The following is a 23,424-nucleotide window of genomic DNA, read 5'->3' as shown; positions in this document are numbered from 1 at the left end:
GTCAAATGTCCATGACTCCCCGCGAGATCGTCCACGAACTCAACCGTCACATCATCGGCCAGGAAGACGCCAAGCGCGCCGTGGCCATCGCCCTGCGCAACCGCTGGCGGCGCATGCAGCTGCCCGCCGAGCTGCGCGCCGAGGTGACGCCGAAGAACATCCTGATGATCGGCCCGACCGGCGTCGGCAAGACCGAGATCGCCCGCCGCCTGGCGCGCCTGGCGAACGCCCCGTTCATCAAGGTGGAAGCGACCAAGTTCACCGAGGTCGGCTATGTCGGCCGTGACGTCGAGTCGATCATCCGCGACCTGGCCGATGCCGCGATCAAGATGCTCCGCGAGCAGGAAATCCAGAAGGTGAAGTACCGCGCCGAGGACGCCGCCGAGGAGCGCATCCTCGACGCCCTGCTGCCGCCGGCACGCGCCGGCGGTTTCGGTGACGAGCCGCCGCGCGAGGATTCCAACACCCGCCAGCTGTTCCGCAAGCGCCTGCGCGAAGGCCAGCTGGACGACAAGGAAATCGACGTCGAAGTGGCCGACATCCCGGCTGGCGTGGAAATCATGGCCCCGCCCGGCATGGAAGAGATGACCAGCCAGCTGCAGAACCTCTTCTCCAACATGGGCAAGGGCAAGCGCAAGAGCCGCAAGCTGAAGGTCTCCGAGGCCATGAAGCTGATCCGCGAGGAGGAAGCGCAGCGCCTGGTCAACGAAGAAGACCTCAAGGCCCGCGCCCTGGAAGCGGTGGAGCAGAACGGCATCGTCTTCATCGACGAGATCGACAAGATCGCCAAGCGCGGCAACGTGGGCGGCGCCGACGTCTCCCGCGAAGGCGTGCAGCGCGACCTGCTGCCGCTGATCGAGGGCTGCACGGTGAACACCAAGCTGGGCATGGTGAAGACCGACCACATCCTGTTCATCGCCTCGGGCGCCTTCCACCTGTCCAAGCCCAGCGACCTGGTGCCGGAACTGCAGGGCCGCCTGCCGATCCGCGTCGAGCTGAAAGCCCTGACCCCGAGCGACTTCGAGCGCATCCTCAAGGAGCCGCACGCCTCGCTGACCGAGCAGTACACCGCGCTGCTCAGCACCGAGGGCCTGGGCATCGAGTTCGCCGCCGACGGCATCAAGCGCCTGGCGGAGATCGCCTACCAGGTCAACGAGAAGACCGAGAACATCGGTGCCCGCCGCCTGCACACCCTGCTCGAACGCCTGCTGGAAGAGGTGTCCTTCGACGCCGCGGACCTGGCCAGCGAGCACAGCGACAAGCCGATCGTGATCGACGCGGCCTACGTCAACGGCCACCTGGGCGAACTGGCCCAGGACGAAGACCTGTCCCGCTATATCCTCTAAGAGCAGCTACAAGCGATAAGCTGCAAGCGGTAAGCAAAACACCGCTTGCGGCTTGCGGCTTTCAGCTCGGAGCTTTCAGATGCATATTCCTACCGCCATCAAGTTGCACAAGGCCTCGAAGAAGCTTTCGCTGACCTACGGGGAGCAGTCCTTCGAGCTCTCCGCCGAGTTCCTGCGCGTGCATTCTCCTTCGGCGGAAGTCCAGGGCCACGGCAACCCGGTGCTGCAGGTCGGCAAGCTCAACGTCGGCCTCTCCGGCCTGGAGCCGGCCGGGCAGTACGCGCTCAAGCTGACCTTCGACGACGGCCACGACAGCGGCCTGTTCACCTGGGACTACCTGTACGAGCTGTGTATCCGCCACGACGAGATGTGGGCGGACTACCTGGCGCAACTGGAGAAAGCCGGGAAGTCGCGCGATCCGTCGGAGTCCGTGGTCAAGCTGATGCTGTAATCCCCCCAGGAGAGAGCTTGCGCGCGAACAAACCCCGCTGCGGAACCGGTTCGCGGGCAAGCTCGCCCCTACAACTAATTCGAACCTTCCCCATTGGCACCAACCTTCGTCGGGCAATCACCCCCGGGGCACGCCATTTGCAACATTCCCCGTGCACACTGGCTGTCGCGTGGCCGCCTTGGACGTGTCCGGAAGATCCCCCCGCTCTAGAGCGCGTTTTCTAACTTTTCCCGACATACTCCTCGAAGAAGGCCCACGCTGCACCAGCTTGCGCGGTGAAGGAAACTCGGGTAACCAAGTCAGTGCAATGCTTTGCACTCGAGGTTCCCGACTTCCAGTGATGCCGCCAAGTGATGAACCGCGTGGAGTGTTCTCCACGTTCCGCCAACCCGAGCAGTACTTGGCCGCGTCACTCCAGATGAGCCTCGCCAGTATTCGTCTCAGGACAATGGAGCGTCGCCGATGACCCAGAAGAACAACAACGATCTGCCCCAGCAAGCCGCGGAAAACACGCTCAACCTCAGTCCGGTGATCGGCATTCAGGGCAAGGACCTGCTCACCTCCGCCCGCATGGTGCTGATGCAGGCGATCAAGCAGCCCTTCCACAGCGCCAAGCACGTGACCCACTTCGGCCTGGAGCTGAAGAGCGTCCTGCTCGGCAGGTCCGACCTCAAGCCGTCGGACGACGACCGCCGCTTCAACGACCCGGCCTGGAGCCAGAACCCGCTCTATCGCCGCTACCTGCAGTCCTACCTCGCCTGGCGCAAGGAATTGCACGCCTGGATCGGCGACAGCAACCTGTCGGCCCAGGACATCAGCCGCGGCCAGTTCGTCATCAACCTGATGACCGAGGCCATGGCGCCGACCAACACGCTGTCCAACCCGGCGGCGGTCAAGCGCTTCTTCGAGACCGGCGGCAAGAGCCTGCTCGACGGCCTCACCCACCTGGCCAAGGACCTGGTGAACAACGGCGGCATGCCCAGCCAGGTGAACATGGAAGCCTTCGAGGTCGGCAAGAACCTCGCCGTCACCGAAGGCGCGGTGGTGTTCCGCAACGACGTGCTGGAAGTCATCCAGTACAAGCCGATCACCGAGAGCGTGCACGAGCGCCCGCTGCTGGTGGTGCCGCCGCAGATCAACAAGTTCTACGTCTTCGACCTGTCGCCGGAGAAGAGCCTGGCGCGCTTCTGCCTGCGCAGCTGCGTGCAGACCTTCATCGTCAGCTGGCGCAACCCGACCAAGGCGCAGCGCGAGTGGGGCCTGACCACCTACATCGAGGCGCTCAAGGAGGCCATCGACGCGGTCCTGGCCATCACCGGCAGCAAGGACCTGAACATGCTCGGCGCCTGCTCCGGCGGCATCACCACCGTCACCCTGCTCGGCCACTACGCCGCGCTGGGCGAGAACAAGGTCCACGCCTTCACCCAGATGGTCAGCGTGCTGGACTTCGAGATGAACACCCAGCTCGCCCTGTTCGCCGACGAGAAGACCCTGGAAGCCGCCAAGCGCCGCTCCTACCAGTCCGGCGTGCTGGAAGGCAAGGACATGGCCAAGGTGTTCGCCTGGATGCGCCCCAACGACCTGATCTGGAACTACTGGGTCAACAACTACCTGCTGGGCAACGAGCCGCCGTCCTTCGACATCCTCTACTGGAACAACGACACCACCCGCCTGCCGGCCGCGCTGCACGGCGAGCTGGTGGAAATGTTCAAGACCAACCCGCTGACCCGCCCCGGCGCACTGGAAGTGGCCGGCACGCCGATCGACCTCAAGCAGGTCACCTGCGACTTCTACTGCCTGGCCGGCCTGTCCGACCACATCACGCCCTGGGAAGCCTGCTACCGCTCCGCGCGGCTGCTGGGCGGCAAGTGCGAATTCGTCCTGTCCAACAGCGGGCACATCCAGAGCATCCTCAACCCGCCGGGCAACCCCAAGGCGCGCTTCATGACCGGTCCGGAACTCTCCGCCGATCCGAAGGCCTGGCAGGAAAACGCCAGCAAGCACGCCGACTCCTGGTGGCTGCACTGGCAGAACTGGCTGGCCGAGCGCTCGGGCAAGACCCGCAAGGCGCCCACCGCGCTGGGCAACAAGGCCCATCCGGCCGCCGAAGCCGCCCCCGGAACCTACGTGCACGAACGATGAAGACAGAAGCCCTGCCGCCCGCCGGCGCCGTCGTCGACGACGCCTCCATCAAGCCCCTGGCGGTCACCGAAGTGACCGCCACGCCGCCACGCGCCAAGGCCCGGCGCGGCAACGCGGAGGCCGTGCCGCACAAGGCGCCGGCCACCCAGCCCTTCGAGTTCCGCACCATCGAGCTCGACGGGCAGACCATCCGCACCGCCGTGCGGCCGGGCAAGGCGCACATGACGCCGCTGCTGATCTTCAACGGCATCGGCGCCAACCTGGAGCTGGTGTTCCCCTTCGTCGCCGCGCTGGACCCGGACCTGGAGGTGATCGCCTTCGACGTCCCCGGCGTCGGCGGCTCGTCCACGCCCAGCACGCCGTACCGCTTCCCCGGCCTGGCCAAGCTGGCGGCGCGGATGCTCGACTACCTGGACTACGGCCAGGTCACCGCCCTCGGCGTGTCCTGGGGCGGCGCGCTGGCGCAGCAGTTCGCCCACGACTACCCGGAGCGCTGCAAGAAGCTGATCCTCGCCGCCACCGCCGCCGGCGCGGTGATGGTGCCGGGCAAGCCCAGGGTGCTGTTGCGCATGGCCAGCCCGCGGCGCTACATCCAGCCGTCCTACGGCGTGCACATCGCCCCGGACATCTACGGCGGCGCCTTCCGCCGCGACCCCCGGCTGGCCATGGCCTTCGCCAGCAAGGTGCGCTCCTCGGGCAAGCTCGGCTACTACTGGCAGCTGTTCGCCGGCCTGGGCTGGACCAGCATCCACTGGCTGCACAGGATCCGCCAGCCGACCCTGGTCCTGGCCGGCGACGACGACCCGATCATCCCGCTGATCAACATGCGCATGATCGCCTGGCGCATCCCCAACGCGGAGCTGCACGTGATCGACGACGGCCACCTGTTCCTGGTGACCCGCGCCGAGACCGTGGCGCCGATCATCATGAAGTTCCTCCAGGAGGAACGGCAGCGCGCGGTCATCCACCCGCGACCGTTCGCGCCCAAGGCCGGCTGAGCATCACGGCTTCGTCACAGTCGGCGGGCATCCTGCCTTGACCGATCGCTTCGCAGTTACTAACAACAAACAGGCGTGTTCACGGGTATCGACACGTAACGCCTGATCCGGGACCACAGGTCCCGGCTGCCCGCGACGGTGGCCGGCCCGCGGCCCGGCTGCCGATCCAGCGCACCGTTTTCGGGCGGTTCCCCCTCGCGTCGATACCCGTGCACACCCCTCGAACCGGCGACAGCCGTCTGCAACGGGGTCCTCCCGACTCCGGTACAGGCTTTGCTTCGCCATCAGGTCAGACCCGTCATGGAGTGCTGTTCATGCGAGAGAAAGCCGAGCCGGGGAACCTTCCCGTCCCCAACGAGTTCATGAACGCGCAGAGCGCCATCGTCGGCCTGCGCGGCAAGGACATGCTCTCCACCCTGCGCATGCTCGCCCTCCAGGGGGTCCGCCAGCCGGTCCACTCGGCGCGGCACCTGGCGGCCTTCGGCAAGCAGATGGGGCGGGTGCTGATCGGCGACTCGCCGCTGCAGCCCAACCCGCAGGACGCGCGCTTCCAGGACCCGTCCTGGCGCCTCAACCCGATCTACCGGCGCACCGTGCAGGCCTACCTGGCCTGGCAGAAGCAGCTGCTGGCGTGGATCGACGAGAGCGACCTGGACTGCGACGACCGCGCCCGCGCGCGCTTCCTGCTGTCGATCCTGTCCGATGCGGCGTCGCCGTCGAACACCCTGATCAACCCGCTGGCGGTGAAGGAGCTGTTCAACACCGGCGGCCAGAGCCTGCTCAAGGGCGCGCAGCACCTGCTCGATGACCTGATGCACAACGGCGGCATGCCCAGCCAGGTCAAGCGCAGCGCCTTCGAGATCGGCCACAACCTGGCCACCACGCCCGGCGCGGTGGTATTCCGCAACGAGGTGCTGGAGCTGATCCAGTACAAGCCGCTGGGCGAGCACCTGTATGCCAAGCCGCTGCTGGTGGTGCCGCCGCAGATCAACAAGTTCTACATCTTCGACCTGGCGGCGGAGAAGAGCTTCGTCCAGTACGCCCTGAAGAACAATCTGCAGCTGTTCATGGTCAGCTGGCGCAACCCCGACGCGCGCCACCGCGAGTGGGGCCTGTCGACCTACGTCACCGCGCTGGACGAGGCCATCGAGGCGTGCCGCTCGATCAGCGGCAGCCGCAGCGTCAACCTGATGGGCGCCTGCTCCGGCGGCCTGACCATCGCCGCGCTGCAGGGCCACCTGCAGGCGCGCCGGCAGCTGCGCAAGGTCGCCAGCGCCACCTACCTGGTGAGCCTGATCGACAGCCAGGTGGAAACCCCCGCCGCGCTGTTCGCCGACGAGCAGACCCTGGAGACCAGCAAGCGCCGCTCCTACCAGCAGGGCGTGCTGGACGGCCGCGACATGGCCAAGATATTCGCCTGGATGCGCCCCAACGACCTGATCTGGAACTACTGGGTCAACAACTACCTGCTGGGCAAGGAGCCGCCGGCCTTCGACATCCTCTACTGGAACAACGACAACACCCGCCTGCCGGCGGCGCTGCACGGCGACTTCCTCGACTTCTTCAAGCACAACCCGCTGGCGCGGCCGGGGGCGATGGAGGTCAACGGCACGCCCATCGACCTGAGGAAGGTCGCGGTGGACAACTTCCACGTCGCCGGCATCACCGACCACATCACGCCCTGGGACTCGGTGTACCGCTCGGCCCTGCTGCTGGGCGGCGAGAGCCGTTTCATCCTGTCCAACAGCGGGCACATCCAGAGCATCCTCAACCCGCCGGGAAACCCCAAGGCCTGCTACTTCGACAACGCCAGACTCAGCTCCGACCCGCGCGCCTGGTACTACGACACCCAGCGCCACGAAGGCAGCTGGTGGCCGCTGTGGCTGGAGTGGATCCAGCAGCGCTCCGGCGAACGCCGGCCGGTGAGCTTCGAGCTGGGCAACGCCGAATACCCGCCGATGGAGGCCGCGCCGGGGACTTACGTGCATGTGCGCTGAAGTCCGCTGGCACTGCGAGAGGCACTTGTAGGATGGCGTGGAGCGAAGCGATACCCATCGGGTCGCGGGCATGCACCGCTGATGGGTATCGCTTCGCTCCTCCCATCCTACGAAAGCGTTTCCCTGCCCTTGCAGGCGCGGGCCATGCCCACGGTTCGCGCCCCGGGGACGCTCCTGCAACAGCGCCATGCGAAAGTTAGAAATCGGCCGATTGGCAGCCGCCCACCCCTGAAGCTATCGTCGGCCCCACTGCGGCCAGAACCGGGACACGGATGAAAACGCGCGACAGGATCCTCGAATGCGCCCTGCTGCTGTTCAACGAGCGCGGCGAACCCAACGTCTCCACCCTGGAGATCGCCACCGAGCTGGGCATCAGCCCCGGCAACCTCTATTACCACTTCCACGGCAAGGAGCCGCTGGTGCTGGGGCTGTTCGAGCGCTTCCAGGACGAGCTCGCGCCCCTGCTCGACCCGCCGGAAGACGTGCGCCTGGGCGCCGAGGACTACTGGCTGTTCCTGCACCTGATCGTCGAGCGGCTGGCGCACTACCGCTTCCTGTTCCAGGACCTCTCCAACCTCGCCGGGCGCCTGCCCCGGCTGGCGCGCGGCATGCGCAGCTGGCTCAACGGGCTCAAGCGCACCCTGGCGACCCTGCTGGCGCAGCTCAAGGCCCGTGGCGAGCTGGAGAGCGATACCGAGTCCCTCGGCCAACTGGTCGAGCAGATCACCCTGACCCTGCTGTTTTCCCTCGACTACCAGCGCATCCTCGGCCTCCAGGGCGACGTGCGCCACGTGGTCTACCAGGTGATGATGCTGGTCGCCCCGCACCTGCGGGACGATTCGCGGCAGATCGCCGAACGCCTGGCCCAGCGCTACCTGGGACGCTGAAATGAAAACGCCCGGCGCGAGGCCGGGCGTGGGGTACGGCGACAGGCCGGTCAGGCCTGGGTCGGCGGCGTCACCGGAGCAGCGGCGGCGGGCGTCGCGGCCGGAGCCGCCGGCGCCGGAGCAGCGGCCGGAGTTGCCGGCTTGGCGGCTACCGTGGGCTTGGGTGCAGCGGGCTTGGGCGCAGCGGCCTTCTTCACCGCCGGCTTCTTCGCCGCAGCCGGTTTCGCAGCGGCAGGTTTCGCCGCGGCGGGCTTGGCAGCAGCCTTGGCGGCCGGTTTCGCAACGGGCTTGGCCGCCGGCTTCGCAGCCGGTTTGGCGGCAGCCTTGGCTGCAGGTTTCGCCGCAGGCTTGGCAGCGGGTTTGGCTGCCGCGGTCTTCGCAGCGGGTTTCGCGGCCGGTTTGGCGGCGGCTTTCGCTGCGGGCTTGGCGGCGACCTTGGCAGCCGGCTTGGCCGTGCTCTTGACGCTGACGCCGGTGAGTTTCTCGATCTGCCTGGTGAGGCTTTCCACCTTGCTGTGCAGATCCTTCACCTCGTTGCGGCTCGGCACGCCCAGGCGGGAGATCGCGCTGTTCAGGCGCTTGTCGAACGCCTCTTCCAGCTCGCCCCACTTGTCGATCGCCTTGCCCTTGACCGCCTCGACCCTGGACTTGGCCGAGCGCGCGGAAGACTTCACCGCGCCCACGGACTTGTCGACTTCGGTCTTGGCCTGCTTCTCGGCCCGCTCGCCGTCCTTGACCAGGCTCTCGAACATCTTGCTGCCGTCCTTGCTGACCTTCGAGTAGGCCCCCAATCCAGCCAGCCAGATCTGCCGCGAGTATTTCTCGATCTCGCCGATCCAACCGGGCTCTTTATCGGTAGTTTTTTTGCCAGCCATCCTGCTCTCCTTATTGAGTTCTCGCGACACGCTCGAGCACTTCGCTCAGCGAATCCAGCTTAGCAGAGAGCGCCGCCACATCACGCCTGGAGGGAATTCCGATGCGGTTCAGGGCAGCCGCGACACGGGCGTCGAAAGCCTCTTCGATCTTGTCCAGGTTGAGCTTGGCCTTGACGCTGTGCAGGCGGCCCTTGACGTTGTCGTTGGCGGCATCGATCTGGGTGCTGACCAGATCGCGGCCCTTCTTCTCCACGGACTCGCCGGTCTTGACCAGTTCCTTGAAGTACTCGCTGCCTTCCTGGCCCACGCGGGCATAGGTGCCCAGGCCCGCGAGCCAGATCTGCCGGGCGTAGTGCTTGGCGTCGGAGTAAAGGGAGGATTCGGGTTCTACGGCTTTCTTCTTGCTGACAGCCTTGGCCATGGTGGCACCTCACAGGATTCGGATTCGAGGGAGTCGAACAACCGCCCGCGAAAGGCGGGACTGTGGGTCAAGGTATCGGGGAAAATTAGAAAACACATACCAGCGTTGCGGGAGCAACGCAGCTACAAGCTGCAAGCCATAAGCTGCAAGCTTGCGTCCTCTTGCAGCTTATGGCTTGTCGCTTGCAGCTCGCGCGCTGGATAAAGCCTTGGCTCATGCCAAGGCTTTATCCAGCGCGCGCTCGATCTCGCCCTTGAGCAGGCCGCCCATGGCCGAAAGCATCAGGCCCAGCTTCACGTCCACCGCAACCTTGTCCTCGCCCACCTCGATGCGTCCGTCCACGCCGCTGCGCTTGAACACCAGGGTGTCGCCCTGCCACTCGCTGCTCACGCCGTGCTCGCGGGAGAGCTTGTCGGCAAGCTTCTCGGCCTTGGCGCGAGCGGCCTCGCGGCCGAGGGAATGGGGACGTTCGACGTGGATACGGGACATGCTGGAACTCCGGGATGACTGACCCGCCGATCATACGCGCCGCGCCGTATCGCCGCACCCCGCCACCCCGGCGAGCGAGGCGGCGTTTTTCCTCCTTCCTGTTAGAATGCCCGCCACTGACTTCCAGGGTAGAAATGCCATGAGCGAACCGCGCAAGCCCGGAGCGGGCCAAGACCCCGCCGAACCCACCACGCACTTCGGCTACAAGACCGTGCGCGAGAGCGAGAAGGCCGACAAGGTCGCCGAGGTATTCCACTCGGTCGCGGCCAAGTACGACCTGATGAACGACCTGATGTCCGGCGGCGTCCACCGCCTGTGGAAGCGCTTCACCATCGAGCTGTCCGGCGTGCGCGCCGGCAACCGGGTGCTGGACATCGCCGGCGGCACGGGCGACCTGACCCGCCAGTTCTCCCGCCTGGTCGGCCCGACCGGCGAAGTGGTGCTGGCCGACATCAACGCCTCGATGCTCAAGGTCGGCCGCGACAAGCTGCTCGACAGCGGCGTCGCCGGCAACGTCAGCTTCGTCCAGGCCGACGCCGAGAAGCTGCCCTTCCCCGACAACCATTTCGACGCGGTGACCATCGCCTTCGGCCTGCGCAACGTCACCCACAAGGACGAAGCGATCCGCTCCATGCTGCGCGTGCTCAAGCCGGGCGGCCGCCTGCTGGTGCTGGAATTCTCCAAGCCCACCAGCAACCTGCTGTCCAAGGCCTACGACGCCTACTCCTTCACCCTCCTGCCGCTGATGGGCAAGCTGGTCACCAACGACTCCGAGAGCTACCGCTACCTCGCCGAGTCGATCCGCATGCACCCGGACCAGGAAACCCTGAAGTCGATGATGGTGGAGGCCGGCTTCGACCGCGTCACCTACCACAACATGACCGGCGGTATCGTCGCCCTGCACCGCGGCATCAAGCCCTGATGACCCTGCTCACCCAGGCCGTGCTGGCCAGCGCCGAAGCCACCCTGAACCGCGTCCTGCGGCTGGACGGCGTGGCGCTGCAGCGCCTGGGCCGGCTCGCCGGCGAGGTGCTGGAGGTGGATTGCCAGGCACCCGTGCTGCGGCTGTTCATCCTCCCCGACGCCGATGGCCTGCACCTGGCCGCGCACCACGAGGCCGAGGTCAACTGCACCCTGCGCGCTCCGGCCGGCAGCCTGCTGCAGCTGGCCCTGGCGCGGGACAAGACCCGCGTGCTGCACAGCCCGGAAGTGGAGATGGACGGCGACAGCGCCATGCTCCTGGAGCTGGCCGACATCCTGCAGAGCCTGGAGCTGGACTGGGAGTACGAAGTCTCCCGCTGGCTCGGCCCGGTGCCCGCGCACCTGCTCGGCGCGCGCCTGCGCGGCGGCCTGGCCTGGGCCGGCGACAGCCTGGAAAGCCTGCGCCTGAGCCTGGCCGACTATCTGGCCGAGGAAAGCCGCAGCCTGGTCGGCCAGCATGAAGCCGAAGCGCGCTTCGAAGAGCTGGACCAGCTGAAGATCGCCCTCGACCGCCTCGACGCGCGGATTACGCGCCTTACCCAGAAGACCAAGCCCGACGCATGAAGCTGCTCGCCTTCCGCCGCCTGCTGCGCATCCAGCGCGTGGCGATCCGCTACCGACTCGACGACATGGTCCTCGAACTGCCCTTCCTGCCCTGGTGGCTGCGCCTGGTCGGCGGACTGCTGCCCTGGCGCTGGCTGCCGCGCAAGCCGCTGCAGCTGACCCGCGGCGAACGCCTGCGGCTGACCCTGGAAGACCTCGGGCCGATCTTCATCAAGTTCGGCCAGATTCTCTCCACCCGCCGCGACCTGCTGCCGGACGACATCGCCAACGAGCTGGCGCGCCTGCAGGACAAGGTCCCGCCCTTCCCGCCCGAGTTCGCCGTGGCGCGCATCGAGGAGCAGCTGGGGGCGAAGATCGAGCAGGTGTTCGCCCGCTTCGAGCGCGAGCCGCTGGCCTCCGCCTCGGTGGCGCAGGTGCATGCCGCGCAGCTCAAGAGCGGCGAGGAAGTGGTGGTGAAGGTGATCCGCCCGAACCTGGAACCGGTGATCCGCTCCGACATCGCCTGGCTGCACATCCTCGCCCGCACCGCCGAGCGCATCTCCGCCGATGCCCGCCGCCTGCACCCGGCGGAGGTGGTCAGCGACTACGAGAAGACCATCTACGACGAGCTCGACCTGCTGCGCGAGGCCGCCAACGCCTCGCAGCTGCGGCGCAACTTCGACGGCTCGCCGCTGCTCTACGTACCCCAGGTGTACTGGGACTGGTGCCGCCCCAAGGTGCTGGTGATGGAGCGCATCTACGGCATCCCGGTGACCGACCTGGACACCCTGCGCGACCAGCGCACCGACTTCAAGGCGCTGGCCGAGCGCGGCGTGGAGATCTTCTTCACCCAGGTGTTCCGCGACAGCTTCTTCCACGCCGACATGCACCCCGGCAACATCTTCGTCAGCACCCGCACGCCGTGGAGCCCGCAGTACATCGCGGTGGACTGCGGCATCGTCGGCAGCCTCACCGACGAGGACCAGGACTACCTGGCGCGCAACCTGATCGCCTTCTTCAAGCGCGACTACCGCAAGGTCGCCCAGCTGCACATCGACTCGGGCTGGGTGCCGGCGGAAACCAAGGTCAACGACTTCGAGGCGGCGATCCGCACCGTCTGCGAGCCGATCTTCGAGAAGCCGCTCAAGGACATCTCCTTCGGCCAGGTGCTGCTGCGCCTGTTCCAGACCGCGCGGCGCTTCAACATGGAAGTGCAGCCGCAGCTGGTGCTGCTGCAGAAGACCCTGCTGAACATCGAGGGCCTGGGCCGCCAGCTCTACCCGGAGCTGGACCTGTGGACCACCGCCCAGCCCTTCCTCGAACGCTGGATGCGCGAGCGCGTCAGCCCCGGCCAGCTGCTGCGCAACGCCCAGCAGCACATCGAGCAACTGCAGCACCTGGCGCAGATGACCCGCGACACCCTCGAACGGCTGTCCCGCGAGCCCCAGCCCGAAGCCCGCGACGGCAGCGTCCAGTCGGGCATGGGCAGTGCCTGGCCGGCGCGACTGATTGGCGCAGTGCTGGTCGCGGGCGCGGCCCAGACCGGCCTGGGGACCCACTCCCTGGCGGCCTGGCCGGCCTGGGCGATGCTCGCCGGTGGTCTGTATCTGATCCTGCGCCGATAGCCAGTCGCCGCACTGGCTGGCACACTTAACCGTTAATAAAGAGTGGCTGCGGACACCGCGCGTGCCCGCCCTACGGAACCCGAGATGAAAGACTGGCTGGACGAGATCAACTGGAATGCCGATGGACTGGTGCCCGCGATCGCCCAGGACCATCGCACCGGCCGCGTGCTGATGATGGCCTGGATGAACCGCGAGGCGCTGGCCCTGACCGCCGCCGAGAACCGCGCCATCTACTGGTCGCGCTCGCGCGGCAAGCTCTGGCGCAAGGGCGAGGAGTCCGGCCACGTGCAGAAGCTGCACGAACTGCGCCTGGACTGCGACGCCGACGTGGTGATCCTGATGGTCGAGCAACTGGGCGGCATCGCCTGCCATACCGGCCGCGAGAGCTGCTTCTACCGGGTGTTCGAGAACGGCGCCTGGCAGACGGTCGATCCGGTACTCAAGGATCCGGACGCCATCTACTCCCATGTAGGTACAGGAAAACCCCATGAGCACTGATACCCTCGCCCGCCTGGCGGAAGTCCTGGAAGCGCGCAAGAATGCCGCTGCGGAGAGTTCCTACGTGGCCAGCCTGTACCACAAGGGTCTGAACAAGATTCTGGAGAAAGTCGGCGAGGAGTCGGTGGAAACCATTCTCGCCGCCAAGGACGCCGCCGTGAGCGGCGACTGCACGGACCTGATCTACGAAACGGCCGACCTCTGGTTCCACTCGCTGGTGATGCTCGCCGCCCTCGGCCAGCACCCGCAGGCGGTACTGGACGAACTGGAGCGCCGCTTCGGCCTTTCCGGGCACGACGAGAAGGCGTCCCGCCAGCCGTCGGCCTGAACCCGATACTTTTGAGGAGAAACACATGGGCATCTTTGACTGGAAACACTGGGTCGTCATCCTGATCGTCGTGGTCCTGGTCTTCGGCACCAAGCGCCTGAAGAACCTGGGTTCGGACGTCGGCGAAGCCATCAAGGGCTTCCGCAAGGCGATGAACACCGAGGAAGACGAGAAGAAGGACCAGGCCACCACCGCCAACCCGTCGCTGAACCAGCCGCACACCATCGACGCGCAGGCGCACAAGGTCGAAGAGCCGGCGCGCAAGGACTGATGGGATAAACCATGTTTGGTATCGGCTTCAGCGAACTGCTCCTGGTGGGCCTGGTCTCCCTGCTGGTGCTCGGCCCCGAGCGCCTGCCGGGCGCCGCGCGCACCGCCGGGCTGTGGATCGGCCGGCTCAAGCGCAGCTTCAACGCCATCAAGACGGAAGTGGAGCGCGAACTGGGCGCGGACGAAATCCGCCGCCAGCTGCACAACGAGCACATCCTGCAGATGGAGCAGGACGCCAAGAAGCTGATCGCGCCGCTGAACGACCTGCAATCCCAGGTCGAAAGCAGCCTGAGTCCGCAGTCGCAGACCCCGCAGGCGGCATCGGACATCGCGCCGGACAGCCGCCTGAACAACCTGCCGGGCGTGGGCCATGCGCCCAGCCCGGATGCGGCCCCCGCCGCACCGGCCGAGCCGACCGCCGCGCCCCAGGCGCCCGCGCCGAGCCAGCCGCCCGCCTCGCCCGAGACGCCGCGTAACCCATGAGCGCCGAAAAACCCGACCAGCCCGAAAACGACCAGGAAATGCCCCTGGTCTCGCACCTGACCGAGCTGCGCACGCGCCTGATGCGCTGCGTGATCGCGATCTTCGTCATCTTCGTCGGCCTGCTGTACTTCTCGCAGAAGATCTACGCCCTGGCTTCCGAGCCGCTGCGGCGCTTCCTGCCCGAAGGCGCGACCATGATCGCCATCGACCCCGCGTCAGCCTTCCTCGCGCCGCTGAAGCTGACCATGATCGTGGCGCTGCTGCTGGCCATGCCGGTGATCCTCGCCCAGGTCTGGGGCTTCATCGCGCCGGGCCTGTACAAGCACGAGAAGCGCGTCGCCCTGCCGCTGCTGGCCTCCAGCATCATCCTGTTCTACGCCGGCATGGCCTTCGCCTACTTCCTGGTGTTCCCGTTGATGTTCCACTTCTTCCTCGGCCAGGCCCCGGAAGGGGTGACGCCGATGACCGACATCAACAGCTACCTGGACTTCCTCACCCTGCTGTTCGCCTTCGGCCTGGCCTTCGAGATTCCCGTGGCCACCGTGCTGCTGGTATGGATCGGGGTGGTCGACGTGGCCTACCTGAAGAAGATCCGCCCCTACGTGATCATCGGCTGCTTCGTCGTCGGCATGATCCTCACCCCGCCGGACCCGCTGTCGCAGACCCTGCTGGCGGTGCCGATGTGGCTGCTGTTCGAGGCTGGCGTGCTGTTCAGCCACCTGGTCCGCAAGCGCGGCCCGGAACCGGAAGAAGAGTCCAAGGGCGACCAGCCGCCGGCCACCCGTCCGTGAACCTGCTGCTGCTCGACGACGCCGACTTCGTCGCGGCGGATCGCGTGATCCTGCGCGACCGCCGCCTGACCCACATGCAGGAAGTCCACCGCGCCGAAAGCGGCGACCGCCTGCGCGTCGGCCGTCTCGGCGGCCTGATGGGCGAAGGCCGCCTGCTGCGCCTGGAAGCCAACGAAGCCGAGCTGGAAGTGCGCTTCGACCAGGCGCCGCCGGCCAAACTGCCGATCACCCTGCTGCTCGCCCTGCCGCGCCCGAAGATGCTCCGCCGCGTGCTGCAGACCGTCGCCGCCATGGGCGTGCCGCGCCTGGTGCTGCTCAACAGCTACCGGGTGGAAAAGAGCTTCTGGCAGACCCCCTTCCTCGAACCCGCGGCGATCCGCGAGCAACTGATCCTCGGCCTCGAACAGGCGCGCGACACCGTGCTGCCCGAGGTCGTCGTCGAGAAACGCTTCAAGCCCTTCGTCGAGGACCGGCTGCCGGCGCTGGCCGCTGGCAGCCTCGGCCTGATCGGCCATCCCGGCCCCTGGCCGGAGTGCCCGCGCGCCCTCCGCGAACCGGTGACCCTGGCCATCGGCCCGGAGGGCGGCTGGATTCCCTACGAGGTCGACAAGCTGCGTGAGGCCGGGCTCGCCCCGGTGCAGCTCGGCGAGCGCATCCTGCGCGTGGAGACGGCGGTCACCGCCCTGCTCGCCCGCCTGTTCTGATCCGCCGCCGGTCAGGACAGGAAGCAGCCGTCGCAATAGCCCTAAAGAAATTACAGATTTGTGTCGCCCTGCCGATATGACGGGCATTGGCCCTTCAGGCGGCAGCGCGTCCCGCGCCGGCTGCTGCCCCACCGTCCCTGGAGCAACGCGTTCATGTCCCGCTGGTTCAGTAATCTTTCGGTCAACTGGAAACTCACCATCGGCTTCGGCCTGGTCCTGCTGCTCACCCTGCTCATCGCATTCACCGGGTGGCTCAACCTGAACAGCCTGATCTCCCGCAGCGACAAGCTCAGCGAGATAGCCAACCTGGCCGGCATCACCAAGGACCTGCGCACCGTACGCCTGAAGTACCAGCAAAGCCGGTCGCCGGAAGACGCCAAGGCGGTGGTGCAAAGCATCGACCTGCTGGACCGCCAGCAGCAGGAAGTCGCCCAGATGCTCAGCGACTCCGAGGACCTGGCGCAGATCGACCGCCAGCGCCAGCTGACGGCCGAATACCGCACCCTGTTCGCGGGCCTGCAGAAGTCCTTCGACACCCGCGAGAGCGCGCGCAAGACCCTGACCCGCAAGGCTTCCGTGGTCAACCAGGGCCTGGAGCAGGCCGAGCAGCAACTGGTCGAGAGCGGCTCGGCCGAATCCCTCAAGACCCTCGCCGACATCTCCGCGCTGGGGCGCCAGCTGATGACCACGCGCCTCCAGGTGCTGGGCTACACCGCCAGCGAAGACGCGGCGGGCGAGCAGGTCGCCTTCGGCGCGCTGGCGGACGTCACCGCGGCCGTGCAGCAGCACCTCCAGGCCGCGCCGGCCGAACAGCAGGCGAACTTCCAGGCCGTGCTGAACGCCCTGCAGGACTATCGCAAGGCCCTGGAGCGCTATCGCGACGAAGCCAACAACGGCCAGGCGTCGCGCAATAAAATGCGCGACAGCGGCCTGCAGATCGAGAAGCTCAGCGGCGAGCTGAGCGACGCCCAGACCGCCAAGCGCGACACCGACGCGGCGCACGCCAAGGAGCTGCTGGCCATGGCCTCGCTGGTGGTGCTGGCCCTGAGCATCCTTGCCGCCTGGGCGATCACCCGGCAGATCGTCGTGCCGCTGCGCGAGGTGCTGGGCCACGCCGAGCGCATCGCCGACGGCGACCTGAGCGAGGACCTGCGCGTCAACCGCCACGACGAGCTGGGCCAGCTGCAGAAGAGCATGCAGCGCATGAACCAGTCCCTGCGCGAGCTGATCAGCCGCATCCACGGGAGCGTGACGCAGATCGCCAGCGCCGCCGAGGAACTGTCCGCCGTCACCGAGCAGACCAGCGCCGGGGTGAACAGCCAGAAGAGCGAGACCGACCAGGTCGCCACCGCGATGAACGAGATGGCCGCCACCGTGCTGGAAGTCGCGCGCAACGCCGAGGAAGCCTCCGAGGCCGCCTCCGCCGCCGACCGCGAGGCCCGCGACGGCGAGGGCGTGGTCAACGACGCCGTCGGGCAGATGGACCGCCTGGCCGGCGAGGTCGACCGTTCCAACGAATCGGTGCTCAAGCTCAAGCGCGAAAGCGAGAAGATCGGCAGCGTGCTGGACGTGATCAAGGCGGTGGCCGAGCAGACCAACCTGCTGGCGCTCAACGCCGCCATCGAGGCCGCCCGCGCCGGCGACGCCGGCCGCGGCTTCGCCGTGGTCGCCGATGAGGTGCGCGCCCTGGCCCAGCGCACCCAGTCCTCCACCGAGGAGATCGAGGCGCTCATCGCCGGCCTGCAGAGCGGCACCCAGCAGGCCGTGCAGATGATGGAGACCAGCCGCGAGCTGACCGTCAGCACCGTCGACCTGACCCGCCGCGCCGGCGAGCGCCTAGGCGCTATCACCCGCACGGTGTCGACCATCCAGTCGATGAACCAGCAGATCGCCGCCGCCTCCGAGCAGCAGAGCGCCGTGGCCGAGGAGATCAACCGCAGCGTGATGAACGTGCGCGACATCTCCGAGCAGACCGCCGCCGCCAGCGAGGAGACCGCCGCCTCCAGCGTGGAGCTGGCGCGCCTGGGCAACGAGCTGCAGGCGCTGGTCAGCCGCTTCCGCGTCTGATCCCCGCCGCGACGAAAAAGGCCCGCGCAATGCGGGCCTTTTCACTCCTGCAGCGCAGCCGCTCTTTGTAGGAGCGAGCTTGCTCGCGAACCAGCCCAGCAGCGCAACCAGGCCCGCAGGATGGCGTGGAGCGAAACTGCGAAACCAGTCACCGCGTCCGCCTGTGACTCCGGACCGGTCAGTGCTCCCGCGCCGGCCGGCAGCGGCAGGACAGCTGTCATCTGCATGGCGTAGCATCAGTCACTCGCCACCTTGGGAGAGTGACCATGCGCCCGCTGACCATCGACCTCGACGAACTGGCCTTCGCGCTCGATACCCAGGGTATCGATCACTACCTCGACCTCGCCAGCGGCCAGGTGCTGCTGATTCCCGTCGATGATCCCGATCCGGAGCTGGCCGAGCTGCTGCACCGCGAACCGGAGCGCCTGCTGCTCATCGAACCGTTGAGCAGCCGCCAGTCGCTGGACCTGATGCGCGACTTCCTGCGCGACGTGCCCGATCCCCATGCCTATTCCGCCCTGGCCAACGCCATCGAGGGGCGCAAGCCGTTCAAGGCGTTCCGCCACGTGCTGATGGGCTATCCCGAGCTGCTCCAGGCCTGGTACGCCTACCAGGCCGAGCGCCTGCGCGAGTGCGCGCTGGACTGGCTGGCGGATAACCAGATCCAGCCGGCGACGCGCAGCGCGATGCTGTAGATCCGCATGGCCCCTGCAGGAGCGGACCTTGTCCGTGATCCCAGGCATGCGCCGGGCCCTTCGCGGACAAGGTCCGCTCCTACGATCCGGCGGGTTCGCAACTCCCGGCATCGCCGAACGATGGGTATCGCTGCGCTCCACGCCATCCTGCGAAAGCTGCCGGCCCACATCCCGCGCAAACAAGAACGCCGCCCCGAAGGGCGGCGTTTTCGTCTTCCAGCCGGAAACGATCAGCCTTTCGGCGCCTCGTTCGGGATCGGCTGCGCCTGCGTCGCAGTGGCCTGCCAGCCGCCGCCGAGGGCCTTGTACAGGTTCACCTCGCTGGTCAGCTGGTTCAGGCGGTCGCTGATCAGTTGCTGCTGGGCGCTGAACAGCGAGCGCTGCGCATCGAGCAGGGTCAGGTAGTTGTCCACGCCGGTGCGGTAGCGCCTGTCGGCCAGCCGGTAGTACTCGCTGCTGGCGTCCACCAACGCGCGCTGCGCCTGCAGCTGCTCGTTGAAGGTGCCGCGCGCGGCGAGGCCGTCGGCGACCTCGGAGAAGGCCGTCTGGATGGCTTTCTCGTACTGCGCCACGTTGATGTCCTTCTGCACCTTGGCCAGGTCCAGGCTGGCGCGCAGGGCGCCGGCGTTGAAGATCGGCAGGCTGATGGACGGCTGGAACAGCCAGCTGCCGGAGCCGGCGTCGAACAGGCCGGAGAGGTCCGGGCTGAGGCTGCCGGCGTTGGCGGTCAGGCTGATGCGCGGGAAGAACGCCGCGCGCGCCGCGCCGATGTTGGCGTTGGCGCTCTTGAGCTGGTGCTCGGCCTGGAGGATGTCCGGGCGGCGTTGCAGCAGGTCGGACGGCAGCCCCGCCGGCACGCTGGCCAGCAGTTCCTCGGAGAGCTCGCGGCCCTTGGGCAGGTCGGCCGGCATGCCGGAGCCGAGCAGCAGCACCAGGGCGTTCTGGTCCTGGGCGACCAGGCGGGTGTACTGCGCCAGGGTGGCCCGGGCGCTTTCCACCTGGGTCTGCGTCTGACGCAGCTCCAGCGCCGACGCCACACCGACGTCGTAGCTGCGCTTGGTCAGGTCGTAGCTCTTCTGGTAGGTGGCCAGGGTGTCGCGGGTCAGCTGCAGCTGCTCCTGGTCGGCCCGCAGCGTCAGGTAGGCGTTGGCGACGTTGGCCACCAGGCTGGTCTGGGTGCTGCGCCGGGCTTCCTCGCTGGCGAAGTACTGCTCCAGTGCCTGGTCACGCAGGGCGCGCAGGCGGCCGAACAGGTCGATCTCCCAGGCGGTGACGCCCAGGGTGGCGCCGTACTGGCTGCTGATCATCGAGCTGCCGGTCTGCGACAGGTCGGCCGGCAGGCGCTGGCGCGAACCGCTGACGCCGGCATCCACCGCCGGGAACAGGTCGGCCCGCTGGATGCGGTACTGCGCCCGGTAGGCTTCGATGTTCAGCGCGGCGACGCGCAGGTCGCGGTTGTTTTCCAGCGACACTTCGATCAGCCGCTGCAACTGCGGGTCCTTGAAGAACTCGCGCCAGCCGATGTCGGCGCCGGCGTTGGCCGGCTGCGCGGCATCGTAGGCCGCGCCCTGTGGGTAAGCCGCCGCCACGGGCGCCTCGGGGCGCTCGTAGTCGGGGATCAGCGAGCAGCCGGACATCACCACGGCGGCGATCGCCAACGGCAAAGAGGGCAACAGGAAGGACTTTCTCATATCAATGCCCCTTCTCGGTGGCTGCCTGTTCCTTGGACGCGGCGTCCTTGAACAGGGTACTGACCACCACGTAGAACAACGGCACCCAGAAGACCGCCAGGACGGTCGCGGTGACCATGCCGCCGATCACGCCGGTACCGATCGCGTGCTGGCTGCCGGAGCCGGCGCCACTGGAGATCGCCAGCGGCACCACGCCGAGGATGAACGCCAGGGAGGTCATGACGATCGGGCGCAGACGCATCCGGCACGCCTCGACGGCCGCCTCGACTATGCCCTTGCCGTGCTCGTGCAGTTCCTTGGCGAACTCGACGATCAGGATCGCGTTCTTCGCCGACAGGCCGATGGTGGTCAACAGGCCCACCTGGAAGAACACGTCGTTGGACAGGCCGCGCATGGAAGTCGCCAGCAGCGCACCGATGATACCCAGGGGCACCACCAGCATCACCGAGAACGGGATCGACCAGCTCTCGTACAGCGCCGCCAGGCAGAGGAACACCACGATCAGCGACAGGGCATAGAGCGCCGGGGCCTGGGAGCCGGACAGCCGCTCCTCGTAGGACAGGCCGGTCCAGGCGTAGCCGACGCCCTTGGGCAGCTGCTTGACGATCTCCTCGACCGCCACCATGGCCTCGCCGGTACTGCGGCCCGGGGCCGGCTCACCGAGGATTTCCATGGCCGGCACGCCGTTGTAGCGCGAAAGCTTGGGCGAACCGTAGCCCCACTCGCCGGTGGCGAAGGCGCTGAACGGCACCATCTCGCCCCGGCTGTTGCGCACGTACCACTTCTCCAGGTCTTCCGGGCTCATCCGCGCGTTCGGGCGGCCCTGCAGGTAGACCTTCTTCACCCGTCCACGGTCGATGAAGTCGTTGACGTAGTTCGAACCCCAGGCGATGGAAACGGTACTGTTGATATCGGCGAGCGAGACGCCCAGCGCGCTGGCCTTCTCGTCATCGATCAGCAGCCTGTACTGCGGTTCGTCGTTCAGGCCGTTGGGACGCACGCGCTGCAGCACCGGGCTCTGCGCGGCCAGGCCGAGGAACTGGTTGCGCGCCTGCATCAGCACGTCGTGGCCCACGCCGGCCTGGTCCTGGAGGTAGATGTCGAAGCCCACGGCGTTACCCAGCTCGAGCACCGCCGGCGGGGCGAAGGCGAACACCATCGCATCCTTGAAGCTGAAGAAGTGCTGCTGCGCGCGCTGGGCCAGGGCGAACACGCTGTTCTCCTTGCCCGGACGCTCTTCCCAGGGCTTGAGCATGATGAACGCCATGCCCGAACTCTGGCCGCGGCCGGCGAAGTTGAAGCCGGTCACGGTGAACACCGAGGCCACCGCGCTGCTTTCCTTCTCCAGCAGGTAGGAACGCATCGCGTCGACCACCACCTGGGTCCGCTCGGCGGAGGAGCCGGTCGGCGTCTGTACCTGGGCGAACAGCACGCCCTGGTCCTCGTCGGGGAGGAACGCGGTGGGGATGCGGGTGAACAGGTAGACCATGCCGCCGAGGATGATCACGTACATCAGCAGGTACGGGAAGCGGTGCTTGAGGATCGACGCCACGCCGCGCTCGTAGCCGTGGGTGGTGGCCAGGAAGGTGCGGTTGAACCAGCCGAAGAAGCCGCGCTTGTGCTCGCCGTGGTCGCCCTTCTCGATGGGTTTGAGCATGGTGGCGCACAGCGCCGGGGTGAGGATCAGCGCCACCAGCACCGACAGGGCCATGGCCGAGACGATGGTGATGGAGAACTGGCGGTAGATCACCCCGGTGGAGCCGCCGAAGAAGGCCATCGGCAGGAACACCGCCGACAGCACCAGGGCGATGCCGACCAGCGCGCCCTGGATCTGGCCCATGGACTTGCGCGCCGCTTCCCTGGGCGGCAGGCCGTCCTCGGCCATCACCCGCTCGACGTTCTCCACCACCACGATGGCGTCGTCCACCAGCAGGCCGATCGCCAGCACCATGCCGAACATGGTCAGGGTGTTGATCGAGAAGCCGAAGGCGGCGAGCACGCCGAAGGTGCCCAGCAGCACCACCGGCACGGCGATCGTCGGGATCAGCGTGGCGCGGAAGTTCTGCAGGAACAGGTACATCACCAGGAATACCAGCAGGATCGCCTCGCCCAGGGTCTTCACCACCTCATGGATGGAGGCGGAGACCACCGGGGTGGTGTCGTACGGGTAGACGATCTTCATGCCCTGCGGGAAGAACGGCTCCAGGGTGGCCAGGGTGGCGCGGATCGCCTTGGCGGTGTCCAGCGCGTTGGCGCCGGTGGCCAGCTTGATCGCGATACCCGAGGCCGGCTTGCCGTTGAACTGGGCGTTGATGCTGTAGTCCTGGCCGCCCAGGGCCACGTCGGCGACGTCCTTCAGGCGAACCTGGGAGCCGTCGGCGTTGACCTTGAGCAGAATCTCCCTGAACTGCTCGGCGCTCTGCAGGCGGGTCTTGCCGATGATGGTGGCGTTGAGCTGCTGGCCCTTGACCGCGGGCAGGCCGCCCAGCTGGCCGGAGGAAATCTGCACGTTCTGCGCCTGGATCGCCGCCTTCACGTCGCCCGGGGTCATCTGGAAGCTGTTGAGCTTGGCCGGGTCCAGCCAGATGCGCATGGCGTACTGCGAACCGAACACCTGGAAGTCGCCCACGCCGGCGGTCCGCGACAGCGGGTCCTGGATGTTGGAGACGATGTAGTTCGACAGGTCTTCCTTGGCCATGCTGCCGTCGGTGGAGACGACGCCGACCACCATCAGGAAGTTCTTCACCGCCTTGGTCACGCGGATGCCCTGCTGCTGCACTTCCTGCGGCAGGAGCGGCGTGGCCAGCTGCAGCTTGTTCTGCACCTGGACCTGGGCGATGTCCGGGCTGGTGCCCTGGTCGAAGGTCACGGTGATGGTCATGCTGCCGTCGGAGTTACTCTCCGAGGTGATGTAGCGCAGATGGTCGAGACCGTTCATCTGCTGCTCGATCACCTGCACCACGGTGTCCTGCACCGTCTCGGCGGAGGCGCCCGGGTAGGCGACCTGGATGGCGATGGCCGGCGGCGCGATGGCCGGGTACTGGTTCACCGGCAGCTTGAGGATCGACAGACCGCCCGCCAGCATGATCACCAGGGCGATCACCCAGGCGAAGATGGGTCGGTCAATGAAAAACTTCGACAT

General features: G+C 67.2%; 22 protein-coding genes and 1 pseudogene. 18 read left to right on the top strand and 5 right to left on the bottom strand.

Features of this window, described 5'->3' with window-relative positions; genetic code table 11:
• Nucleotides 1–5 precede the first annotated feature (5 nt).
• The 6 genes from hslU (at nucleotide 6) to AC3B6A_RS02270 (ending at nucleotide 7,821) form a co-directional block, all read left to right on the top strand.
• Nucleotides 6–1,346, top strand: coding sequence for an ATP-dependent protease ATPase subunit HslU (hslU, locus tag AC3B6A_RS02295; RefSeq protein WP_488400738.1), 1,341 nt, complete (start codon nucleotides 6–8; stop codon nucleotides 1,344–1,346).
• A 79-nt stretch (nucleotides 1,347–1,425) separates the two neighbouring features.
• Complete coding sequence (locus AC3B6A_RS02290; RefSeq protein WP_488400737.1) at nucleotides 1,426–1,797, top strand: gamma-butyrobetaine hydroxylase family protein; 372 nt, start codon at nucleotides 1,426–1,428, stop codon at nucleotides 1,795–1,797.
• Between the two features lie 462 nt (nucleotides 1,798–2,259).
• Nucleotides 2,260–3,939: a class II poly(R)-hydroxyalkanoic acid synthase gene (gene phaC / locus AC3B6A_RS02285; RefSeq protein WP_488400735.1), complete on the top strand. Its 1,680-nt coding sequence runs from the start codon at nucleotides 2,260–2,262 to the stop codon at nucleotides 3,937–3,939.
• The gene (gene phaZ, locus AC3B6A_RS02280) at nucleotides 3,936–4,937 is read left to right on the top strand and encodes a poly(3-hydroxyalkanoate) depolymerase (protein ID WP_488400734.1); all 1,002 of its coding nucleotides are present in this window, start codon (nucleotides 3,936–3,938) and stop codon (nucleotides 4,935–4,937) included. The genes phaC (AC3B6A_RS02285) and phaZ overlap by 4 nt, the downstream gene beginning before the upstream one ends.
• 314 nt (nucleotides 4,938–5,251) lie before the next feature.
• Entirely contained in the window at nucleotides 5,252–6,934 is a 1,683-nt protein-coding gene (gene phaC, locus AC3B6A_RS02275; RefSeq protein ID WP_488400733.1) for a class II poly(R)-hydroxyalkanoic acid synthase, read from the top strand.
• A gap of 272 nt (nucleotides 6,935–7,206) precedes the next feature.
• Entirely contained in the window at nucleotides 7,207–7,821 is a 615-nt protein-coding gene (locus AC3B6A_RS02270) for a TetR/AcrR family transcriptional regulator (protein ID WP_488400731.1), read from the top strand.
• Nucleotides 7,822–7,871: 50 nt separating this feature from the next.
• On the opposite strand, the gene AC3B6A_RS02265 is transcribed toward AC3B6A_RS02270, so the two are convergent.
• The 3 genes from AC3B6A_RS02265 to AC3B6A_RS02255 all read right to left on the bottom strand — a co-directional run bounded on the left by AC3B6A_RS02265 (nucleotide 7,872) and on the right by AC3B6A_RS02255 (nucleotide 9,606).
• Nucleotides 7,872–8,696 carry a phasin family protein gene (locus AC3B6A_RS02265; protein ID WP_488400729.1) on the bottom strand — a complete coding sequence of 275 codons (825 nt, stop codon included), beginning with the start codon at nucleotides 8,694–8,696 and terminating at the stop codon, nucleotides 7,872–7,874.
• 10 nt (nucleotides 8,697–8,706) lie between these two features.
• Nucleotides 8,707–9,117 (bottom strand): phasin family protein, encoded by a 411-nt coding sequence (locus AC3B6A_RS02260; protein WP_488400727.1) that lies wholly within the window; start codon nucleotides 9,115–9,117, stop codon nucleotides 8,707–8,709.
• A gap of 213 nt (nucleotides 9,118–9,330) precedes the next feature.
• Nucleotides 9,331–9,606, bottom strand: coding sequence for a polyhydroxyalkanoic acid system family protein (locus AC3B6A_RS02255; protein WP_488400726.1), 276 nt, complete (start codon nucleotides 9,604–9,606; stop codon nucleotides 9,331–9,333).
• Between the two features lie 139 nt (nucleotides 9,607–9,745).
• On the opposite strand from AC3B6A_RS02255, the gene ubiE reads away from it, so the two are divergent.
• The 12 genes and pseudogenes from ubiE to AC3B6A_RS02195 all read left to right on the top strand — a co-directional run bounded on the left by ubiE (nucleotide 9,746) and on the right by AC3B6A_RS02195 (nucleotide 18,591).
• Nucleotides 9,746–10,528 carry a bifunctional demethylmenaquinone methyltransferase/2-methoxy-6-polyprenyl-1,4-benzoquinol methylase UbiE gene (gene ubiE, locus AC3B6A_RS02250; protein ID WP_488400724.1) on the top strand — a complete coding sequence of 261 codons (783 nt, stop codon included), beginning with the start codon at nucleotides 9,746–9,748 and terminating at the stop codon, nucleotides 10,526–10,528.
• A complete protein-coding gene (locus AC3B6A_RS02245; RefSeq protein WP_488403483.1) occupies nucleotides 10,525–11,151 on the top strand; it encodes a ubiquinone biosynthesis accessory factor UbiJ in 627 nt (208 codons plus the stop codon). Before ubiE ends, AC3B6A_RS02245 begins: the two co-directional genes overlap by 4 nt.
• Complete coding sequence (gene ubiB, locus AC3B6A_RS02240) at nucleotides 11,148–12,755, top strand: ubiquinone biosynthesis regulatory protein kinase UbiB (protein WP_488400723.1); 1,608 nt, start codon at nucleotides 11,148–11,150, stop codon at nucleotides 12,753–12,755. The genes AC3B6A_RS02245 and ubiB overlap by 4 nt, the downstream gene beginning before the upstream one ends.
• A gap of 84 nt (nucleotides 12,756–12,839) precedes the next feature.
• Entirely contained in the window at nucleotides 12,840–13,253 is a 414-nt protein-coding gene (hisI, locus tag AC3B6A_RS02235) for a phosphoribosyl-AMP cyclohydrolase (RefSeq protein WP_015475166.1), read from the top strand.
• Nucleotides 13,243–13,581, top strand: a complete 339-nt coding sequence (locus AC3B6A_RS02230) for a phosphoribosyl-ATP diphosphatase (protein WP_488400722.1) — start codon at nucleotides 13,243–13,245, stop codon at nucleotides 13,579–13,581. Before hisI ends, AC3B6A_RS02230 begins: the two co-directional genes overlap by 11 nt.
• Before the next feature lie 25 nt (nucleotides 13,582–13,606).
• Nucleotides 13,607–13,852, top strand: a complete 246-nt coding sequence (locus AC3B6A_RS02225) for a twin-arginine translocase TatA/TatE family subunit (protein ID WP_488400721.1) — start codon at nucleotides 13,607–13,609, stop codon at nucleotides 13,850–13,852.
• 11 nt (nucleotides 13,853–13,863) lie between these two features.
• Complete coding sequence (tatB, locus tag AC3B6A_RS02220) at nucleotides 13,864–14,334, top strand: Sec-independent protein translocase protein TatB (RefSeq protein WP_488400719.1); 471 nt, start codon at nucleotides 13,864–13,866, stop codon at nucleotides 14,332–14,334.
• The gene (gene tatC / locus AC3B6A_RS02215) at nucleotides 14,331–15,125 is read left to right on the top strand and encodes a twin-arginine translocase subunit TatC (RefSeq protein ID WP_488400717.1); all 795 of its coding nucleotides are present in this window, start codon (nucleotides 14,331–14,333) and stop codon (nucleotides 15,123–15,125) included. Before tatB ends, tatC begins: the two co-directional genes overlap by 4 nt.
• The gene (locus AC3B6A_RS02210) at nucleotides 15,122–15,829 is read left to right on the top strand and encodes a 16S rRNA (uracil(1498)-N(3))-methyltransferase (RefSeq protein ID WP_488400716.1); all 708 of its coding nucleotides are present in this window, start codon (nucleotides 15,122–15,124) and stop codon (nucleotides 15,827–15,829) included. Before tatC ends, AC3B6A_RS02210 begins: the two co-directional genes overlap by 4 nt.
• Before the next feature lie 153 nt (nucleotides 15,830–15,982).
• Nucleotides 15,983–16,990 (top strand): annotated as a pseudogene (locus AC3B6A_RS02205) (methyl-accepting chemotaxis protein); the annotation flags it as partial.
• Between the two features lie 33 nt (nucleotides 16,991–17,023).
• Complete coding sequence (locus tag AC3B6A_RS02200; protein ID WP_488403481.1) at nucleotides 17,024–17,896, top strand: methyl-accepting chemotaxis protein; 873 nt, start codon at nucleotides 17,024–17,026, stop codon at nucleotides 17,894–17,896.
• Between the two features lie 266 nt (nucleotides 17,897–18,162).
• Nucleotides 18,163–18,591 (top strand): UPF0158 family protein, encoded by a 429-nt coding sequence (locus AC3B6A_RS02195; protein WP_488400715.1) that lies wholly within the window; start codon nucleotides 18,163–18,165, stop codon nucleotides 18,589–18,591.
• Between the two features lie 230 nt (nucleotides 18,592–18,821).
• On the opposite strand, the gene AC3B6A_RS02190 is transcribed toward AC3B6A_RS02195, so the two are convergent.
• Both AC3B6A_RS02190 and AC3B6A_RS02185 read right to left on the bottom strand, forming a co-directional pair.
• Nucleotides 18,822–20,282 carry an AdeC/AdeK/OprM family multidrug efflux complex outer membrane factor gene (locus AC3B6A_RS02190; protein WP_488400714.1) on the bottom strand — a complete coding sequence of 487 codons (1,461 nt, stop codon included), beginning with the start codon at nucleotides 20,280–20,282 and terminating at the stop codon, nucleotides 18,822–18,824.
• A 1-nt stretch (nucleotide 20,283) separates the two neighbouring features.
• A complete protein-coding gene (locus tag AC3B6A_RS02185; RefSeq protein ID WP_488400713.1) occupies nucleotides 20,284–23,424 on the bottom strand; it encodes an efflux RND transporter permease subunit in 3,141 nt (1,046 codons plus the stop codon).

The organism is Pseudomonas sp. B12(2026), assembly GCF_057767015.1.
This window is presented reverse-complemented; position numbering and strand designations above follow the sequence as displayed.

Excerpts from the sequence above, each read along its gene's own strand:
- phaC (WP_488400733.1), top strand. The coding sequence starts at position 5,252 with ATGCGAGAGAAAGCCGAGCCGGGGAACCTTCCCGTCCCCAACGAGTTC.
- AC3B6A_RS02225 (WP_488400721.1), top strand. The coding sequence starts at position 13,607 with ATGGGCATCTTTGACTGGAAACACTGGGTCGTCATCCTGATCGTCGTG.
- AC3B6A_RS02230 (WP_488400722.1), top strand. The coding sequence starts at position 13,243 with ATGAGCACTGATACCCTCGCCCGCCTGGCGGAAGTCCTGGAAGCGCGC.
- tatB (WP_488400719.1), top strand. The coding sequence starts at position 13,864 with ATGTTTGGTATCGGCTTCAGCGAACTGCTCCTGGTGGGCCTGGTCTCC.
- phaC (WP_488400735.1), top strand. The coding sequence starts at position 2,260 with ATGACCCAGAAGAACAACAACGATCTGCCCCAGCAAGCCGCGGAAAAC.
- AC3B6A_RS02195 (WP_488400715.1), top strand. The coding sequence starts at position 18,163 with ATGCGCCCGCTGACCATCGACCTCGACGAACTGGCCTTCGCGCTCGAT.
- hslU (WP_488400738.1), top strand. The coding sequence starts at position 6 with ATGTCCATGACTCCCCGCGAGATCGTCCACGAACTCAACCGTCACATC.
- AC3B6A_RS02190 (WP_488400714.1), bottom strand. The coding sequence starts at position 20,282 with ATGAGAAAGTCCTTCCTGTTGCCCTCTTTGCCGTTGGCGATCGCCGCC.
- tatC (WP_488400717.1), top strand. The coding sequence starts at position 14,331 with ATGAGCGCCGAAAAACCCGACCAGCCCGAAAACGACCAGGAAATGCCC.
- AC3B6A_RS02255 (WP_488400726.1), bottom strand. The coding sequence starts at position 9,606 with ATGTCCCGTATCCACGTCGAACGTCCCCATTCCCTCGGCCGCGAGGCC.
- AC3B6A_RS02260 (WP_488400727.1), bottom strand. The coding sequence starts at position 9,117 with ATGGCCAAGGCTGTCAGCAAGAAGAAAGCCGTAGAACCCGAATCCTCC.
- AC3B6A_RS02185 (WP_488400713.1), bottom strand. The coding sequence starts at position 23,424 with ATGTCGAAGTTTTTCATTGACCGACCCATCTTCGCCTGGGTGATCGCC.
- AC3B6A_RS02290 (WP_488400737.1), top strand. The coding sequence starts at position 1,426 with ATGCATATTCCTACCGCCATCAAGTTGCACAAGGCCTCGAAGAAGCTT.
- phaZ (WP_488400734.1), top strand. The coding sequence starts at position 3,936 with ATGAAGACAGAAGCCCTGCCGCCCGCCGGCGCCGTCGTCGACGACGCC.
- hisI (WP_015475166.1), top strand. The coding sequence starts at position 12,840 with ATGAAAGACTGGCTGGACGAGATCAACTGGAATGCCGATGGACTGGTG.
- ubiE (WP_488400724.1), top strand. The coding sequence starts at position 9,746 with ATGAGCGAACCGCGCAAGCCCGGAGCGGGCCAAGACCCCGCCGAACCC.
- AC3B6A_RS02265 (WP_488400729.1), bottom strand. The coding sequence starts at position 8,696 with ATGGCTGGCAAAAAAACTACCGATAAAGAGCCCGGTTGGATCGGCGAG.
- AC3B6A_RS02200 (WP_488403481.1), top strand. The coding sequence starts at position 17,024 with ATGCAGCGCATGAACCAGTCCCTGCGCGAGCTGATCAGCCGCATCCAC.
- ubiB (WP_488400723.1), top strand. The coding sequence starts at position 11,148 with ATGAAGCTGCTCGCCTTCCGCCGCCTGCTGCGCATCCAGCGCGTGGCG.
- AC3B6A_RS02270 (WP_488400731.1), top strand. The coding sequence starts at position 7,207 with ATGAAAACGCGCGACAGGATCCTCGAATGCGCCCTGCTGCTGTTCAAC.